Source organism: Cyanobium sp. FACHB-13342, assembly GCF_014697415.1.
Taxonomy (GTDB): Bacteria; Cyanobacteriota; Cyanobacteriia; order PCC-6307; family Cyanobiaceae; genus Cyanobium_A.
This window is the reverse complement of record NZ_JACJRT010000002.1, coordinates 1-13,990: the sequence shown is the minus strand read 5'-3', so window position 1 is coordinate 13,990 and position 13,990 is coordinate 1. Positions and strand designations below refer to the sequence as shown.

The following is a 13,990-nucleotide window of genomic DNA, read 5'->3' as shown; positions in this document are numbered from 1 at the left end:
CCAACGGAAAAGCTTCCAACTTTCAACCTTCCTTCCCAATTTCACACCAGCTGCGGTTTTCACAATGGCTGCTGATTTGCAGGGTGTTCGAGATGCGGCAGCAGGGGGGCAGACCCGGCGGTTACCGTTGCGAGCCACTGCCTTCTGTCGATGCCAGGTCTTGCCGCCATTCCCCCCGAGGTGCTCTCCCGGGCTGGCGTGGCCTATGTGCACTACGTGAGCTTCATGCTCTGCTTCGGCGCCCTAGTGCTGGAGCGGCGGCTGATCAGGCCCAATCCCAGCAAGGCCGATGCCACCTTGATGGTGATCACGGATGTGGTGTACGGCCTCGCGGCCCTGGCCCTGCTGGGCAGCGGCATCCTGCGGGTGCTGTACTTCGGCCAGGGCAGCGCCTTCTATACGGAAAACCCCCTGTTTTGGTGGAAGGTGGGCCTCTACCTGGGTGTGGGCGGCCTGTCGCTGTACCCCACCATCACCTACATCCTCTGGGCGATCCCCCTGCGCAAGGGCGAGCTGCCCCAGGTGAGCGAAGCCCTCGCCAAACGGCTGGGCTGGATCCTCAACATCGAGCTCGTCGGTTTTGCCCTGGTGCCCCTGCTCGCCACCTTGATGGCCCGGGGCGTCGGCCTGCCCGCCTGATGGGTCGGGTCCAGGCGCCACTGCTGGCGAGCCTGGCCGGCCTGATGGCCCTGGCCCGACCCGCCCTCGCTGGCCCGGCGGCCGCCGATCCCTGTCCACCATTGCAGGACCAGCGGCCAATCCCCGCTGCCAGGGCCGCCACCCCAGCGCCCGCCGCCCCTAGCCCCAGCCCCACCAACGCCGACTACCGCCACCAGCTGCGACCCACCCCCTTGGGCTGGGCGCGCCGCCCCCACTGGTGCCTCTGGATCGAGCCCGGGGCCAACACGGGGCCAGCGGCCCTGTGGGATGGGCGCTGGCGCCAGGCCGTGGAGGGAGCCCTGGCCAGTTGGCAGCGGGATCTGCCGATCACGGTGGTGGACGATCCGGAGCGGGCCCAGGTGCGGCTGCTGAGGCGCCGGCCCCCCGTGCAGAACGGGCGCGCCAGCCATGGCCGCGCCACCTTGATGCTGGTGGAGGTGCGGCGGGGTGAGCCCGGGCAACCGGCCAGCCCCTGGCGGATCGAACCCCAGGTGACCGTGCAGCTCAGTCCGGGCCAGGGGGTGCCGGCCATGGAGGCCACCGCCCTGCACGAGCTCGGCCACGCCTTCGGGCTCTGGGGCCACAGCGATCAGCCGGGCGATGCCCTCAGCGCCGTTCCGGGCAGCCGACCGGTGCTGCAGCTGAGCCCCCGCGACCGGGCCACCCTGCGCTGGCTCCAGGCCCAACCCGGACTGGCCGATCCAGCACCGGTCAATCCCGCCGGGGCGCCCCCCGCCGCTGGGCCAGCACCGCTTGCACCTGGCGCCAACTGACGCCGTGGTGGGCCAGGGCCACCTGGAGGTGGAACACGATGTCAGCGGCTTCGCCGGCAATCTCGGCGGCGTTGGCGTCCTTGCAGGCCATCACAAATTCAGCGCTCTCCTCACCGATCTTCTTGAGGATGCGGTTGTCGCCGCCCTCCAACAGCTTGTTGGTGTAGCTGCCGGGCTCGGGCCGGTCGCGCCGGCCCTCGATCACCCGCATCAGCTCGGTGCAGACATCCGCCGGGGGTTGCGGGGCGGACGCCCCACCGCTCGAAGGCACGGGGCCATCGTCGTAGAAGCAGCTGCGGGCGCCGGTGTGGCAGGCCCCATCGCCGCGCTGCTCCACCGTGAGCAGCAGCACATCGGCGTCGCAGTCGTAGCGCAGGCCCTTCAGGGTTTGGATGGCGCCGCTGGTGGCCCCCTTGTGCCACAGCTCCTGCCGCGAGCGGCTCCAGTAATGCACTTCACCGCTGGCCAGGGTGCGCTCGATGGATTCGCGATTCATCCAGGCCACCATCAGCACGGCCCCATCGAGCCAGTCCTGGGCCACCGCAGGAATCAACCCGGCCTCGTTGAAACGAAGGGTGGCCTGAAGCGACGCGGTGTAGGCCGGATCTGGGGCCTTAAATGAAGCCTGCACGGGCTGCCGATCGATCTGCCCCGATCCTCCCGCAAGATCCACCTCCCGCCCCGCTCCCCGAGGGAATGACCGCCGCCTTCACCTGCTCGAAGACCTTCAGCGGCTACCCCTGCTGCCATCGCCAGTGGCGCCACCCCGGCCACTGCCGCTTCGTGCACGGCTACAGCCGCAGCTTCACCTGCTGGTTCGGGGCCGCCAGCCTCGATGCCAACGGCTTTGTGGTGGATTTCTCCAGCCTGGGCAGCCTGGAGAGCCAGCTGGCGACCCAGTTTGACCACACCTTTCTGGTGAATGCCGACGACCCGCTGCTGGAGCAGTGGCAGGCCCTGCATGAGCAAGGGGCCCTCGACCTGCGGGTGATGGACAACGTGGGCATGGAGGCCAGCGCCCAGCTGGTGTGGGAGTGGGCCAACGCCCTGCTGCAGGGGCGCGACGGCGGCCGCACCTGCTGCTGGAAGGTGGAGGCCCGGGAAAACGAAAAGAACGCCGCCTGCTACGAAGCCATCCCCGGCTGGTTTGGGGGCCCGAGGGCTCCGGAACCAGGCTGAAGCAGGCACCTGCGCCCGGGCTTTTGTGCCATGGTCGGCTGGCCGTGATCGATTGAGCCTTGGAGCGCCTGGCCACCGCCTGGGCCATTTTTCAGGGGCTGCTGCTGGAAGCCCTCCCCTTCCTGCTGATCGGGGTGGCCATCGCCAGCCTGGCCCGCTGGCTTGCCCCCGGGGGCGGCTGGCTGCGCAAGCTGCCCCGCCATGCCCTGCTCGGCCCCCTCACCGGCGCCGCCCTGGGCTTTGCCCTGCCGGCCTGTGAATGCGGCAACGTGCCGGTGGCCCGGCGCCTGCTGGCGGGGGGGGCCCCCCTGGGCACGGCCCTCGGCTTCCTGTTCGCCGCTCCGGTGCTGAACCCGATCGTGCTGGCCAGCACCTGGGCCGCCTTCCCCAACCAGCCCTGGTTGCTGGCGGCCCGTCCCGGGGGAGCCCTGCTGCTCAGCCTGCTGCTGGCCAGCGTGCTGCGGTTGCTGCCGGAGGCCCACCTGCTGGCGCCCGCCCTCCTGGAGGAACGGCGGCTCAGTCAACCTCTGGCGGAGGTGGGACTGCTGGAGAGACGCTCGGGCCTGGTGGGAACCGTGAGCCCCCCGCCGCTGCCGGTTCAGCCGTCCCGTCCCCCCCTGCAGGAGGTGCTGGAGCACGGCAGCCGGGAATTTCTCGATCTGGCCGCCCTGCTGGTGCTGGGCTGCGCCATCGCCGCCACCGTGCAAACCCTCCTGCCCCGGAGCTGGCTGCTGGCCGTGGGGGGAGCCCCCACCCTGTCGGTGCTCAGCCTGATGCTGCTGGCGGTGGTGGTGTCGGTGTGCTCCAGCGTGGATGCCTTTCTGGCCCTGGGCTTTGCCGCCCAGATCACCCCGGGGGCGCTGTTGGCCTTTCTGGTGCTGGGCCCCGTGGTGGATCTGAAGCTGCTGGGCCTGTTTCGGGTGTTGTTTCAGCCCCGGGCCATTGCCCTGACGGCCGCCGCCGCGGGAGTGGCGGTGCTGGTGCTGGGCCAATGGGTCAACCTGCTGTTGCTGTGATGCGGTCCCTCGCCCTCGCCCTCTGGGGACTCGTGCTGCTGGTGAGCAGCCTCAGTGGCCGGCTCGACCTGTTGCTGCGGGGGATCTTCCATCCCCTGGTGGGCCTCAGCGGCGTTGTGCTGCTGGTGCTAGCAGCCCTGCAACTGCCAGCGGAGCTGGGGCCAGGCCGTCGGCCACCCAGCCCAAGAACCTGGTGGTGGAGCGGTGCCGTGGCCCTGCTGGTGCTGGTGCTTCCCCCGAACCCCTCCTTCAGCGACCTGGCCGCCAACCGCCCCGCCGAACTGGGTGAGGAGGCCGAGCTGAGCTTCCTGCTGCCGCCGGCCCAGCGCAGCCTCACCGACTGGGTGCGCCTGCTGCGCAGCCAGCCCGACCCCAGCCTCTACGCCGGTGACCCGGTGCGCATCAGCGGCTTTGTGTGGCCCCAGCCGGGGGAGTCTCCCCAGTTGGCCAGGCTGCTGGTGCGCTGCTGTCTCGCCGATGCCACGCCGGTGGGCCTGCCGGTGCGCTGGCCGCCGGGCGAGGTGCCCCGGGCCGATCAGTGGCTGGCGGTGCAGGGCACCATGGCGGTGGAGGAGCACCACGGCCAGAGCCGCAGCGTGGTGGTGGCCCAGCGGATCACGCCCATCGCCCGGCCCAGCCGGCCGCTCGAGCCATGAGGCGGGTGCTGCTGGTGTTGGGGGGCGGAGTAGCGCTCGCAGCCCTGCAGCAACAGCTGCTGCTGCGGCGCCCACCCCGGCTGGTGGAGATCAGCTCCACCACGGCCAGCTCGGGCCCCGCCGCCCTGGATCTGCGCTTCAGCCGGCCGATGCAGCGCTCCAGCCTGGAGCGCTCCAGTGCCCTGGAACCGGGGCTGGCCAGGCGCTGGCTGGGGGAGGGCAATCCCCTGCGCCTGCTGCTGCTGCCCCAGCAGACCCTCACGGGCCCCCTGCAGCTGTTGTTGGCGGGGACCGACCGCCGCGGCCTCTCGCTCCAACCCCAGCGCTGGCGCTGGGACCCCCGGCCCCGGCTGCTGGCGGTGGTGCCGGTGGCGGGGGGAGAGCAGCTGCAACTGCAGCGCCGCGATGGCAGCTGGCTGCCGCTGACGCGGGTGTGGCCCCAGCTAGCCCAGGTGATGCCCCTGGGCGACGGCTCCGGCGTGGCCCTGCTCAGCGGCGATGGCCAGGGCTCCCATCGGCTCTGGCGCCTGCCCCTGCACCAGCGCAATCTGGTGCGCGAGCCCGGCGGCCTGGGTGAACCCAAGCCTGGCCAGCTGGCGCCCCTCAGTGGGGAGCCCCTGCTGTTTGCCCACCTCAGCAGCAACCGCCGCGGCGACCTGCTGGTGCAGGCCTCAACCACCGCCCTGGAGCCGGGGACCACCGTGCTCCACACCCGCCGGGGCGAACGCCAGCCCCTGGTTCAGAAGGCCTCCGGACCGATGCAGCTGCTGCCGGAGGGCGGCGGAGTGGTGGTGCCGGAACTGGAAGGCCTGACCCTCCATTCCCTGCCCGGACAACCCAGCCGGCGCCAGCTGCTGCCCGGCAGCCGGGAGCTCAGCAGCTTCTGTCCGGTGAGTGGCCGGGCCCTGCTGGTGCGCCACTGGCCCGACTACCGCCGCTCCCTCGAGCTGGTGGAACCGGGCCAGCCCCCGCGCCAACTCTGGATCGGCACTGAAGCCGTGCTGGCCAGCGCCTGCGACCGGGGTGGCGAGCGCGTCTGGCTGGTGATCAGCGATTGGAAGAAGGGGGCCCAGCCCCAGCTGCTGGCCCTGAATCGCCGCGGCCAGCTGGTCCAGCAACGGACCCTGACGGGCTGGGAGTTGGAGCCCGGCAGCGCCATGGCCTTCGATCCCACCCGCCAGCAGCTGCTGCTCACCCTGCGGCCCCGGGCCCGCGCCACGGCGGGGGCACTGGCCGTGCTGGTGGATGGCCAAACCCTGCAACTCCAGCCGGTCAACAAGCCGGTGCGGTGGGCCCTGTGGCTACCGGCGGGCTAACAGACGCCGTTCCCGCAGCCCCGCCAGGGGCAGCAGTCCCAGGCAGAGCACGCCGATCAGGGGGCCAGGGGGGAGGTTCACCAGCGGCTGGATCGCCAGCAGGAAGCCCGCCCCACTGATGGCCATGCCCACCAGGGCCGAGCGCCAGAGGGCCTGGCGCAGGCTGGCGGCACCGGCCAGGGCCACCAGGGCCGGTGCACCCATCAGGGCGATCACCAACACCACGCCCACGGCGGTCATGGCACTCACCACCGTGAAGGCGGTCACGAACGTGAGCAGCAGCCGCAGCCGCTGCACGGGCAGGCCCGCCCCGGCGGCGCCCAGGGGATCCACGCCCAGATACACGTAGTGGCGGTAGCGCAAGGCCAACAGCAGCAGCACGGCCGCCAGGGCCAGCAGGCTGCGCAGCAGGTCGGCCGGCGCGGCGGCCAGCAGGTCGCCGAACAGCACCGCCTCTAGGTCGACGCGGATCTGCAGCAGGGGAATTAACAGCACCCCCAGCCCCAGAAAACCCGCCAGCACGGTGTTGAGCACGGCCTCATCGCCCCCTTCCCCGGGACGATCAGCGCGGCTGAGCCGCTCCGCCAGCAGGGCGCCGGCCAGGCCACTGATCACGCCGCCCAGGCCCGGATCCAGGCGCAACGCCACCGCTAGGGCCAGCCCCGGCAACACGGCGTGGGACACCAGGTTGGCCAAAAACAGCCGTCGCTGCACCAGCAGCAGGGTGCCCGCCAGGGGACACAGCCCACCGATCACCAGGGCCAGCAACAGCGGCAGCAGCCACCAGAGACTCTCCATAGGATCAGCGCACTCCGCCGTCACCGGCCCGGCCATGTCCACCCAGGTTGCCGCCCCGAGCGATCGCCAGCAGCTGCTGCTGGCCGCCCTGCGCCGGGCCGACCGGGAACTCTCCGGCCAAGACCTCCACGCCCTGCTGCGCCAGGGCCCCCAGCCCATGGGGCTGGCCACGGTGTACCGCCACCTGCGTCAGCTGCAGCAACGGGGCCTGATTCGCTGCCGTCACCTGCCCAGTGGCGAGGGCCTGTTCGCCCCCACCGACCGTGACGAGCACCACCTCACCTGCGTCGACTGCGGCTGCACCGCCGTGCTCGAACACTGCCCCATGCACGATGTGCACTTGCATGACGTGCAGACCTCCGGCTTCCGGCTGCTGTTCCACACCCTGGAGTTCTTCGGTCTGTGCCCCAGCTGCCAGCAGCGCCAGGCCGGTGCAACCCAGCCGGCATCTGCGCGGGCCAGCTAACCGCAGCAGTGGTTGCCCACGCGCAGGTCGCCGAGGGCATGGCGCACCTGCTGGGGACTGCCGTCGGCCAGCAGGCAGCGATCGAGCACCAGCACCCGGTCGTAGGCATCGAGGTCACGCCCCCAGTCGTGGCTGCTCACCAGCAGGGTGAGGCCGGCATCGCGCAGCTGGCCCATCACCTTGAGCAGCTCCGTACGCGAGGGGGGGTCGATGGCGGCGCAGGGCTCATCGAGCAGCAACACCCGGGCCGGCTGCACCAGGGTGCGCGCCAGCAGGGCCCGCTGCTGCTGCCCCCCCGACAACTGATCCAGGCGACGCCCCGCCAACCCGGCCAAGCCCACCCGCTGCAGGGCGGCCTCCACATCGCAGCACCCCGGGCGCTGGGCGGCCATCCGCCCGAGGGCCACAAGCTCCCGCACGCTGATGGGGAAGTGCCAGGCGATCTCCCCCCGCTGGGGCATCAGGGCCAGCTGCTGCCGCACCAGGGCCGGGGTGAGGGGCAGCCCATCGAGACGGATGGCGCCACTCTCCAGCGGCAATTGCCCCTCGATGGCCTGCAGCAGGGTGCTCTTGCCGGCTCCGTTGGGGCCCACCAGGGCGGTGAGGGTGCCGGGCTCGAGCGCGAAGCTCACGCCCTCCAGGGCCAGCTGGTCGCCGCGGCGAACTCGCAGCTGACTCACCTCAAGCGACACGCAACGCCTTCAGGCCTGGCCCAAAGCTAACGAGGGTCGCGCCAAGACGACCACGACCCCAACCAGCTCGAAAAGATGAGAACCATTATCATTCGCCCAATTCCGGGGATGGCCAGCCTGTGCCTGTGACGCTCCGATCGCCAACGTCGCCCCCTGCCGGCCTGGCCCTGGCGCTCGCCCTGGCAGGCCTTGTGGCCCTGGCCGGCTGCAGGACGTCCCGCCCCCCAGAGGTGGTCGCCGCCGATGGGGTGCTGTGTGACCTCAGCCAGCGCCTTGCCGCAGCCGACCTCGAGGTGCGTTGCCTGCTCCGTCCCGGAGACGACCCCCACCAGTTCAGGCTGACACCCCAGCAGAGCCGCGAGCTCCGCCAGGCCCCGCTGGTGCTGATCAACGGCTACAGCCTCACCCCTGCCCTGGGCGACCTAACCAGGGCCGTGGCGGTGGCTGAGCTGGCCGTCCCAGGCAGCCCCGTGGTGGGTCATGACCCGCATCACGACGCCGGCCACGATCACGGCGACCGGGATCCCCACGTGTGGCACGACCCCGTCCAAGCCAGCGCCATGGTGCGGCTGGTGGCCCAGAGACTGGAAGCCCGCAACCCCGAGGCCCGCAGCCGCATTGCCGCGCGGGCCCTGGAGATGACCACCGTGCTCGGCGAGCTCGACCGCTGGAACCGCCAGCAGCTGGCCACCATTCCCGCCAGCAGCCCCCTCGCCACCGGGCACCGGGCCTTCCCCAGCCTGGCGCGGGCCTACAAGCTCAAGGAGCTGCCGCTGGTGGATGCCAGCAGCAGCAGTGACACCCTGCGGCCCCAGGCCTTTCAGGCCGTGGTGGCCCAACTGAAGCGGGAGCAGGTGCCCATGCTGTTCCCGGAACAGCTGCCGGCCAGCAAGGCCCTGCAACGCATCAGCGCCCTGAGCGGGGTGCCCCTGGCCCCAGCCCCCCTGGTGGCGGATGGCCTGGCCCCCGCCAGCCGTGGATTCGCCACCCTGGTGGCCACCCTCACGGACAACACCTGTCTGATCGTCACCGGGCTCAAGGGCCGGTGCGACCGGGCCAGTCAGCAGGCCCTGGTGCAGCGGTGGCAGGCGATCGGCCGCTAACGCTCCCAGCGGCGCAACAGGTTGGTGTAGCTGCGGCTGATCAGATCGAACACCTCATCTTTGCCGCTGCGCTCAAACAGGGTCCGGCGCGCCGTATCCAGTTCGAACAGCAACTCCCGCTGGTCCCCATGGCGGATGCGGCTCTCGATCCAGCCCACCGCCACCAGCCGCTCGCCGGCGGTCACCGGCTCCACCCGGTGCAGCAGGGTGCTGGGGTACACCAGGGCATGGCCGGCCGGCAGGCGAAAGGCATCCTCCCCACTCGGCGATTCGAGCACCAGGGCTCCCCCCTGGTAGCCATCGGGATCGCTCAAGGCGATGGTGAACGAAAGATCGCTGCGGCCTCCCGCCATCCAGGCATTGTCGACATGGCGCCCATAGCCCTCCCCCACGCCACTGCGACTGAATAGGAGGCCATGGATCTGGCGCGGAAACGCCGCCGCCTGGATCAAGGGATGGCGCCGCAACTGGTCCAGCAGCTCCGCAGCCAGGGTCTGATGCAGCGCACATTGGCGATCGAGCTGGTGGTTGGCCTTCACCTCCCGGGCGTGCCAGCCGGCCGTGTCCGTGCCGGGCCGCCAGGCCTCACCCGCCCGCTGCAGCTGCTCGACCCAGGAGCGGCATTGCGCTGCAGGCACCAGCGGCTCAATCAGAAAACGCATGGGACGTGACGATTGCGACGGCGAGCTGTGATCAGATTGCAGAACCCATGCGCAGGGGCCGCAATCCGTTCAGGATCGAAGCAGGCTCTGATCCCATCCAGCCCGATGAATCGCTCCAGCATCGCCCTCTTTCTGAGCACCCTGGCCCTGGCCGGCGGCACCGTGGCCTGCGGCCAAGCCCCCGAGGCCGGCGAGGAGGGGGGCTCCGACAACCAGGAACTGCGCAGCCCCAACCCGCCCGACAATCGGGATGCGGGCGAGGGGGGTGAGGGGGGAGAAGGGGGCGAAAGCTGAGGAGAAAGGGCGTGCAGCCAATCCCCAACACCCTCCATCGCCGTCAGCTGCTCCGGGCCGGGGGATGGCTCATGGCCGGTGCCGGCCTGCTGGGAGCAGGCCTGGGAGCCCGGAGTCGGGCCATGGAGACGCCGATGGCATCGCCCGCGAAATCAGCGCCCTTGCCCTTCGATCCCCAGGAGTGCCTGCGCAGCTTTGAGCAGGGCCGCCTGATTGCGGAGAACGGCCAACGGATCCGGGTCTTCGAGGTGGAAGCCCGCAGCATCACCCTTCCCCTGGGCGGAGAGGTGCTGTTCAAGGCCTGGACCCTCAATGGCCGCGTGCCCGGGCCGACGCTGCGTGCCCAGGAGGGAGAACGCATCCGCGTGCTCTTCCACAACGGCGACAGCACCTCCCACAGCCTGCATTTTCATGGCACTCACCCTGCCGCCATGGATGGCGTGGAGCCGGTGCTCAAGGGACGGACTGCCGTGTATGAGTTCGATCTGCCGCGGGCCGGCCTTTACCCCTATCACTGCCATGTGGCGCCGGTGGCGCGGCATGTGGGCAAGGGCCTGTTCGGGCTGCTGGTGGTGGATCCGATCACGCCCCGCCCCCCCGCCGATGAACTGGTGCTGGTGATGGGTGGCTACGACCTCAACAATGACGGGCGCAACGAGCTGTATGCCTTCAACGGCATCCCTGATGCCTACATGCACCAGCCGATCCGCATCCGGCAGCACCAGCTGGTGCGGCTCTACCTGCTGAACATGACGGAACTGGAGGCACCACTCACCTTCCATCTCCATGCCAACGAATTCCGGGTGATCCATCCGAGTTGGAGCGACACCACGGACGTGGTGACTCTCGGGATGGCCGAACGGCAGATCCTGGAGTGGTCCTTCCCCTTTACCGGCCGCTACATGGTTCACCCCCACCAGGACCCAATCGCCGAACGGGGCTGCATGGGGTTGTTTGAGGTGGTGCCGGCCTGAGGCACCCGTCGCGGTGCCTTTGATCACCTCCCCCGATAGCAAAAGAACGGCATAAGGGCGGGGCGTGCAGGATCCTGGCTGTACTGAAGACCTGTCCCATGCCACGCCCCCGCAAAGCCCTGGAGATCTTCCTGAGCGTGGGCGTGAGCACAGGGGTGCTCGGCATCACACTCCAGCCGTGCCAGGCCCTGGCCCAGCACAGCCAGCACGGGCCAGCGTCGTCGAGCCCGAGCCAGGCCACCCTCGCCGAGGGTGGGGAAGGGGGAGAAGGCGGGGAAGGGGGAGAGGGTGGTCGGGCGGCCAGCGCCCAAACCGACCTCGATCTACTGGTGGTGCTGGCCCAGATGCAGGGCCACCTGCTGGTGGCCCAGGAGCTGTTGAACCAACGGCTCTACAGCGCAGCCGAGCCCCACGTGGGCCATCCGATCGATGAGCTCTACGGCGCCGTGGAGCCGGCCCTGCAACGTCGCCGGATCGCCCCGTTCCTGGCCACCCTGGAAGACCTGCGCCAGCAGGTGCGGCTCAATCCCCAGGCCCCTGCCACGGCCCAGAAACTGGCCAGGGCCCAGCAGGCCATCGCCGCCGCAGCCCAAGCCCTGTCTGGAGGTGGGGCCGCAGACACCCAAATGGTGACGGCCGTGGTGCGGCAGCTGGCGGAGACGGCCCTGGACGAATACGGAGCCGCAGTGACGGGGAACCAGGTTGTGGAAGCGATCGAATACCAGGACGCACGGGGCTTCCTGCTGGAGGCCCAACGGCTGCTCGGCCAAGCCGCGGCCAGCCAACCGGCTGCCGCGGTCCAACTCAGCGACAAGCAGCGCGCCATTGCCACCATGTTGCAGGCCTTCCCAACGGTGATCCCCCCGCGCACAACCGTGATGGGCACAGCCCAGCTGCAAAAGCTGCAACAGCAGCTGTAAGGCGCGAGGAGCCAGGCCCGGATCCGGAATCCACCATCACGCCCTTCCTAAGGTCAACGTCATACGGCAATCCCCTGCATCGATGACCGCCAGCGCCACCCCCAGCGAATCCACCGTGATGGCAGCGGCTCCCACGGGCCTGCCGGTGACGATCCTCACCGGCTTTCTGGGGGCGGGGAAAACCACTTTGCTCAACCACATCCTCAACAACCAGCAGGGCCTGAAAACGGCGGTGCTGGTGAATGAATTCGGCGAAATCGGCATCGACAACGACCTGATCGTGGCCACCGGCGAAGACATGGTGGAGCTGAGCAACGGCTGCATTTGCTGCTCGATCAACGGCGAGCTGCTCGAAGCGGTGTATCGGATCCTCGATCGCCCCGAGCCGGTCGACTACCTGGTGGTGGAGACCACCGGCCTGGCCGACCCGCTGCCGGTGGCCATGACCTTCCTGGGCAGCGACCTGCGCGACGCCACCCGCCTCGACTCGATCATCACCCTGGTGGATGCGGAGAACTTCAGCGATGAGCTGCTGGAGGGGGAGGTGGCCCGGGCCCAGATCGTGTACAGCGACATGCTCCTGCTCAACAAGTGCGACCTGGTGGCCGAAGAGCGGCTCAACGCCCTGGAAGCGCAACTGCGCCAGATCAAAACGGACGCGCGCATCCTGCGGTCGGTGAAGGGTGAGGTGCCCCTGCCGCTGCTGCTGAGCGTGGGCCTGTTTGAGAGCGACAAGATCGTGGCGCAGCAGGACCACAGCGATTGCGACCATGCCCATGGCCACTGCGAACACGACCACGACCACCATCACGCGCCCAGTCGTCAGACGCACAGCCATCACGAGGAGCATCACCACGACCATCACCACGGCGATCACCACGACCACGCCGCCCATCCCGACCACGCCGCCATCGAGGGCTTTACGTCGCTGTCGTTTGCGGCCGAGGGCCCCTTTGCCCTGCGCAAATTCCAGAACTTCCTCGACAACCAGTTGCCCGCGGAGGTGTTCCGGGCCAAGGGCATCCTGTGGTTCAACGAGAGCGAACGGCGCCATGTGTTTCATCTGGCCGGCAAGCGTTTCTCGATCGACGACTCCGACTGGCCCGACGCCACCCGCAAGAACCAGGTGGTGTTGATCGGCAAGAACCTCAACCACGACCAACTGCGGCGCCAGCTCCAGGCGTGCGTGGCCAAGGATTCCGGCAAGGGCTTCGCCTGAGCGGGATACTGATTGGAAGGCCCCACGTTCGCCATGACTCCCCAAGCCACCCGTCAACTGGCCCTCGCCGCCGCAGCCGGACTGGGACTCAGCCTGCTGTCAGCCCTGCCGGCCGGTGCCCATGGGGTGGCCACGGGGGGGCTGGTGGCCGGTGCCAGCCACCCCCTACTGGGCCTCGACCATCTGCTCCTGCTGGTTGGCGTGGGCGGGGCCGCAGCCCTGGCGGGCCCCGCCGTGCTGCTGGTGGCTCTCGGTGGCGCTACAGGGGGAAGCCTGTTTGGAGCCTTCGGCGGCAGCCTTCCTGCCGCGGAGGTGCTGGCGGCGCTGGCGGTTTCAGCCCTGGGCGTCACCCTGCTCGTGCGGCGGCGCCAAAGCCCCCTGCTGGCCGTGGTCCTGGCGGCAGGGGTGGCGATCCACGCCATGCTCCACGGCCAGGAAGCCACGGGCACGGCCGCCAGCCTGCTGGGCTGGTGGTGTGGTGCCGCACTGGCCTCCACTGCTGTGGTGACGGCCAGTTTCCTGACCCTGCGTCACCTGGGCCCCAGCTGGACGCTGCGGCTGGCTGCCGTCCTCGGCCTGGCCGGTGGGCTGCTCGCCCTCGCCACCCTGGTGTAAGAACCGCCCCAAAACGGCCGTTTTCGCTACACCACGCCTGGCCAAGCTGGCTACCGTGTGGCGAGCCAATAAGAACGCCATGGCCGAACTGATTCTTTTCTCCGGCGTTCTCGCCCTCTTCGGCTTGGCCTTCTGGCTCACCACCGACTCCGATGACGACAACGGCGGCGGAGGCCTGATGCAACCGGTACTGGTGCCCGTTCGGGTACGGCGACACTCCTGAATTCAAAGCCAGAACTGTCCCTTCCAGGGAACGCTGGGCTCGACGTCAAGACATCGCAAGCGCGGATCGGCACGGCCACCCCAAGGTGTCATGTTTGATACCCAAGAATGAATCGAAGTCGCCCAATCGGGCGACCTTCATCCAATAGACGTGGGCGCAGGTCATTCCCGAGAAACGGGAATCCTTCCACTTCTGTTGTGAGGAGTTCATGAACGCTTTCCAGCGCATCCTGCTGGCCCCCGCCACCCTTGGCCTGGTGCTGCCCACTGCGATCGGCCCGACAACCGCCGCCGCGGGTGAGCTGGCGTCGCTGAATAGTCGTGAGGCCATTAACGACTACATGGAGCAGCAGGAGATCGACGAGCTCAAGGCCTGGCGATCGAAAAATCAGGTGACCAGCGTCAACCAGTTCTCCGACGTGCGT

18 protein-coding genes and 1 pseudogene are annotated in these 13,990 nt (G+C 69.4%); 15 read left to right on the top strand and 4 right to left on the bottom strand.

Annotated elements, in window-relative coordinates; all coding sequences use genetic code 11:
- Positions 1-150 precede the first annotated feature (150 nt).
- Positions 151-639, top strand: coding sequence for a DUF2214 family protein (locus H6G16_RS01070; RefSeq protein WP_190388490.1), 489 nt, complete (start codon positions 151-153; stop codon positions 637-639).
- On the top strand, positions 639-1,433 hold the full coding sequence (locus tag H6G16_RS01065) for a peptidase (protein ID WP_190388489.1): 795 nt from the start codon (positions 639-641) through the stop codon (positions 1,431-1,433). Before H6G16_RS01070 ends, H6G16_RS01065 begins: the two co-directional genes overlap by 1 nt.
- On the opposite strand, the gene hisIE is transcribed toward H6G16_RS01065, so the two are convergent.
- The gene (hisIE, locus tag H6G16_RS01060; protein ID WP_347238747.1) at positions 1,372-2,064 is read right to left on the bottom strand and encodes a bifunctional phosphoribosyl-AMP cyclohydrolase/phosphoribosyl-ATP diphosphatase HisIE; all 693 of its coding nucleotides are present in this window, start codon (positions 2,062-2,064) and stop codon (positions 1,372-1,374) included. The genes H6G16_RS01065 and hisIE overlap by 62 nt on opposite strands.
- A 65-nt stretch (positions 2,065-2,129) precedes the next feature.
- On the opposite strand from hisIE, the gene H6G16_RS01055 reads away from it, so the two are divergent.
- The 4 genes from H6G16_RS01055 to H6G16_RS01040 are packed head-to-tail and all read left to right on the top strand — an operon-like array spanning position 2,130 to position 5,600.
- A complete protein-coding gene (locus H6G16_RS01055) occupies positions 2,130-2,612 on the top strand; it encodes a 6-carboxytetrahydropterin synthase (protein ID WP_190388488.1) in 483 nt (160 codons plus the stop codon).
- Positions 2,613-2,671: 59 nt separating this feature from the next.
- The gene (locus H6G16_RS01050; RefSeq protein WP_190388487.1) at positions 2,672-3,628 is read left to right on the top strand and encodes a permease; all 957 of its coding nucleotides are present in this window, start codon (positions 2,672-2,674) and stop codon (positions 3,626-3,628) included.
- Positions 3,628-4,284 (top strand): TIGR03943 family protein, encoded by a 657-nt coding sequence (locus H6G16_RS01045; protein WP_242036085.1) that lies wholly within the window; start codon positions 3,628-3,630, stop codon positions 4,282-4,284. Before H6G16_RS01050 ends, H6G16_RS01045 begins: the two co-directional genes overlap by 1 nt.
- Positions 4,281-5,600: a hypothetical protein gene (locus H6G16_RS01040; protein WP_190388485.1), complete on the top strand. Its 1,320-nt coding sequence runs from the start codon at positions 4,281-4,283 to the stop codon at positions 5,598-5,600. The genes H6G16_RS01045 and H6G16_RS01040 overlap by 4 nt, the downstream gene beginning before the upstream one ends.
- Here the strand turns inward: H6G16_RS01040 and H6G16_RS01035 are convergent.
- Entirely contained in the window at positions 5,586-6,398 is an 813-nt protein-coding gene (locus tag H6G16_RS01035; RefSeq protein WP_190388484.1) for a metal ABC transporter permease, read from the bottom strand. The two genes, H6G16_RS01040 and H6G16_RS01035, sit on opposite strands and share 15 nt — an antisense overlap.
- 34 nt (positions 6,399-6,432) lie before the next feature.
- On the opposite strand from H6G16_RS01035, the gene H6G16_RS01030 reads away from it, so the two are divergent.
- The gene (locus tag H6G16_RS01030) at positions 6,433-6,864 is read left to right on the top strand and encodes a transcriptional repressor (RefSeq protein WP_190388483.1); all 432 of its coding nucleotides are present in this window, start codon (positions 6,433-6,435) and stop codon (positions 6,862-6,864) included.
- On the opposite strand, the gene H6G16_RS01025 is transcribed toward H6G16_RS01030, so the two are convergent.
- Positions 6,861-7,556, bottom strand: coding sequence for an ATP-binding cassette domain-containing protein (locus tag H6G16_RS01025; protein ID WP_190388482.1), 696 nt, complete (start codon positions 7,554-7,556; stop codon positions 6,861-6,863). The genes H6G16_RS01030 and H6G16_RS01025 overlap by 4 nt on opposite strands.
- A 119-nt stretch (positions 7,557-7,675) precedes the next feature.
- Between H6G16_RS01025 and H6G16_RS01020 the strand changes: the two genes are divergently transcribed.
- On the top strand, positions 7,676-8,659 hold the full coding sequence (locus H6G16_RS01020; protein WP_190388481.1) for a metal ABC transporter substrate-binding protein: 984 nt from the start codon (positions 7,676-7,678) through the stop codon (positions 8,657-8,659).
- On the opposite strand, the gene H6G16_RS01015 is transcribed toward H6G16_RS01020, so the two are convergent.
- Positions 8,656-9,321, bottom strand: coding sequence for a Fe2+-dependent dioxygenase (locus H6G16_RS01015; protein ID WP_190388480.1), 666 nt, complete (start codon positions 9,319-9,321; stop codon positions 8,656-8,658). The genes H6G16_RS01020 and H6G16_RS01015 overlap by 4 nt on opposite strands.
- Before the next feature lie 105 nt (positions 9,322-9,426).
- On the opposite strand from H6G16_RS01015, the gene H6G16_RS01010 reads away from it, so the two are divergent.
- From H6G16_RS01010 to H6G16_RS00980, 7 genes and pseudogenes are all read left to right on the top strand, one after another.
- Positions 9,427-9,615 carry a hypothetical protein gene (locus H6G16_RS01010; protein ID WP_190388479.1) on the top strand — a complete coding sequence of 63 codons (189 nt, stop codon included), beginning with the start codon at positions 9,427-9,429 and terminating at the stop codon, positions 9,613-9,615.
- An 11-nt stretch (positions 9,616-9,626) separates the two neighbouring features.
- On the top strand, positions 9,627-10,589 hold the full coding sequence (locus H6G16_RS01005) for a multicopper oxidase domain-containing protein (protein ID WP_347238746.1): 963 nt from the start codon (positions 9,627-9,629) through the stop codon (positions 10,587-10,589).
- A 98-nt stretch (positions 10,590-10,687) separates the two neighbouring features.
- On the top strand, positions 10,688-11,509 hold the full coding sequence (locus tag H6G16_RS01000; RefSeq protein ID WP_190388478.1) for a hypothetical protein: 822 nt from the start codon (positions 10,688-10,690) through the stop codon (positions 11,507-11,509).
- An 82-nt stretch (positions 11,510-11,591) separates the two neighbouring features.
- Positions 11,592-12,728 (top strand): GTP-binding protein, encoded by a 1,137-nt coding sequence (locus H6G16_RS00995; protein WP_190388477.1) that lies wholly within the window; start codon positions 11,592-11,594, stop codon positions 12,726-12,728.
- A 33-nt stretch (positions 12,729-12,761) separates the two neighbouring features.
- Positions 12,762-13,343: a HupE/UreJ family protein gene (locus tag H6G16_RS00990; RefSeq protein ID WP_190388476.1), complete on the top strand. Its 582-nt coding sequence runs from the start codon at positions 12,762-12,764 to the stop codon at positions 13,341-13,343.
- Between the two features lie 79 nt (positions 13,344-13,422).
- Positions 13,423-13,566 carry a hypothetical protein gene (locus H6G16_RS00985; RefSeq protein WP_190388475.1) on the top strand — a complete coding sequence of 48 codons (144 nt, stop codon included), beginning with the start codon at positions 13,423-13,425 and terminating at the stop codon, positions 13,564-13,566.
- Between the two features lie 208 nt (positions 13,567-13,774).
- Positions 13,775-13,990: pseudogene (locus H6G16_RS00980) on the top strand (porin); the annotation flags it as partial.

Bases quoted from the DNA above. Each gene is read 5' to 3' on its own strand.
- H6G16_RS00985 (WP_190388475.1), top strand. From the start codon at position 13,423: ATGGCCGAACTGATTCTTTTCTCCGGCGTTCTCGCCCTCTTCGGCTTG.
- H6G16_RS01030 (WP_190388483.1), top strand. From the start codon at position 6,433: ATGTCCACCCAGGTTGCCGCCCCGAGCGATCGCCAGCAGCTGCTGCTG.
- H6G16_RS01010 (WP_190388479.1), top strand. From the start codon at position 9,427: ATGAATCGCTCCAGCATCGCCCTCTTTCTGAGCACCCTGGCCCTGGCC.
- H6G16_RS01040 (WP_190388485.1), top strand. From the start codon at position 4,281: ATGAGGCGGGTGCTGCTGGTGTTGGGGGGCGGAGTAGCGCTCGCAGCC.
- H6G16_RS01045 (WP_242036085.1), top strand. From the start codon at position 3,628: ATGCGGTCCCTCGCCCTCGCCCTCTGGGGACTCGTGCTGCTGGTGAGC.
- H6G16_RS01035 (WP_190388484.1), bottom strand. From the start codon at position 6,398: ATGGAGAGTCTCTGGTGGCTGCTGCCGCTGTTGCTGGCCCTGGTGATC.
- H6G16_RS00990 (WP_190388476.1), top strand. From the start codon at position 12,762: ATGACTCCCCAAGCCACCCGTCAACTGGCCCTCGCCGCCGCAGCCGGA.
- H6G16_RS01015 (WP_190388480.1), bottom strand. From the start codon at position 9,321: ATGCGTTTTCTGATTGAGCCGCTGGTGCCTGCAGCGCAATGCCGCTCC.
- H6G16_RS01070 (WP_190388490.1), top strand. From the start codon at position 151: ATGCCAGGTCTTGCCGCCATTCCCCCCGAGGTGCTCTCCCGGGCTGGC.
- H6G16_RS00995 (WP_190388477.1), top strand. From the start codon at position 11,592: ATGACCGCCAGCGCCACCCCCAGCGAATCCACCGTGATGGCAGCGGCT.
- H6G16_RS01000 (WP_190388478.1), top strand. From the start codon at position 10,688: ATGCCACGCCCCCGCAAAGCCCTGGAGATCTTCCTGAGCGTGGGCGTG.
- H6G16_RS01065 (WP_190388489.1), top strand. From the start codon at position 639: ATGGGTCGGGTCCAGGCGCCACTGCTGGCGAGCCTGGCCGGCCTGATG.
- H6G16_RS01055 (WP_190388488.1), top strand. From the start codon at position 2,130: ATGACCGCCGCCTTCACCTGCTCGAAGACCTTCAGCGGCTACCCCTGC.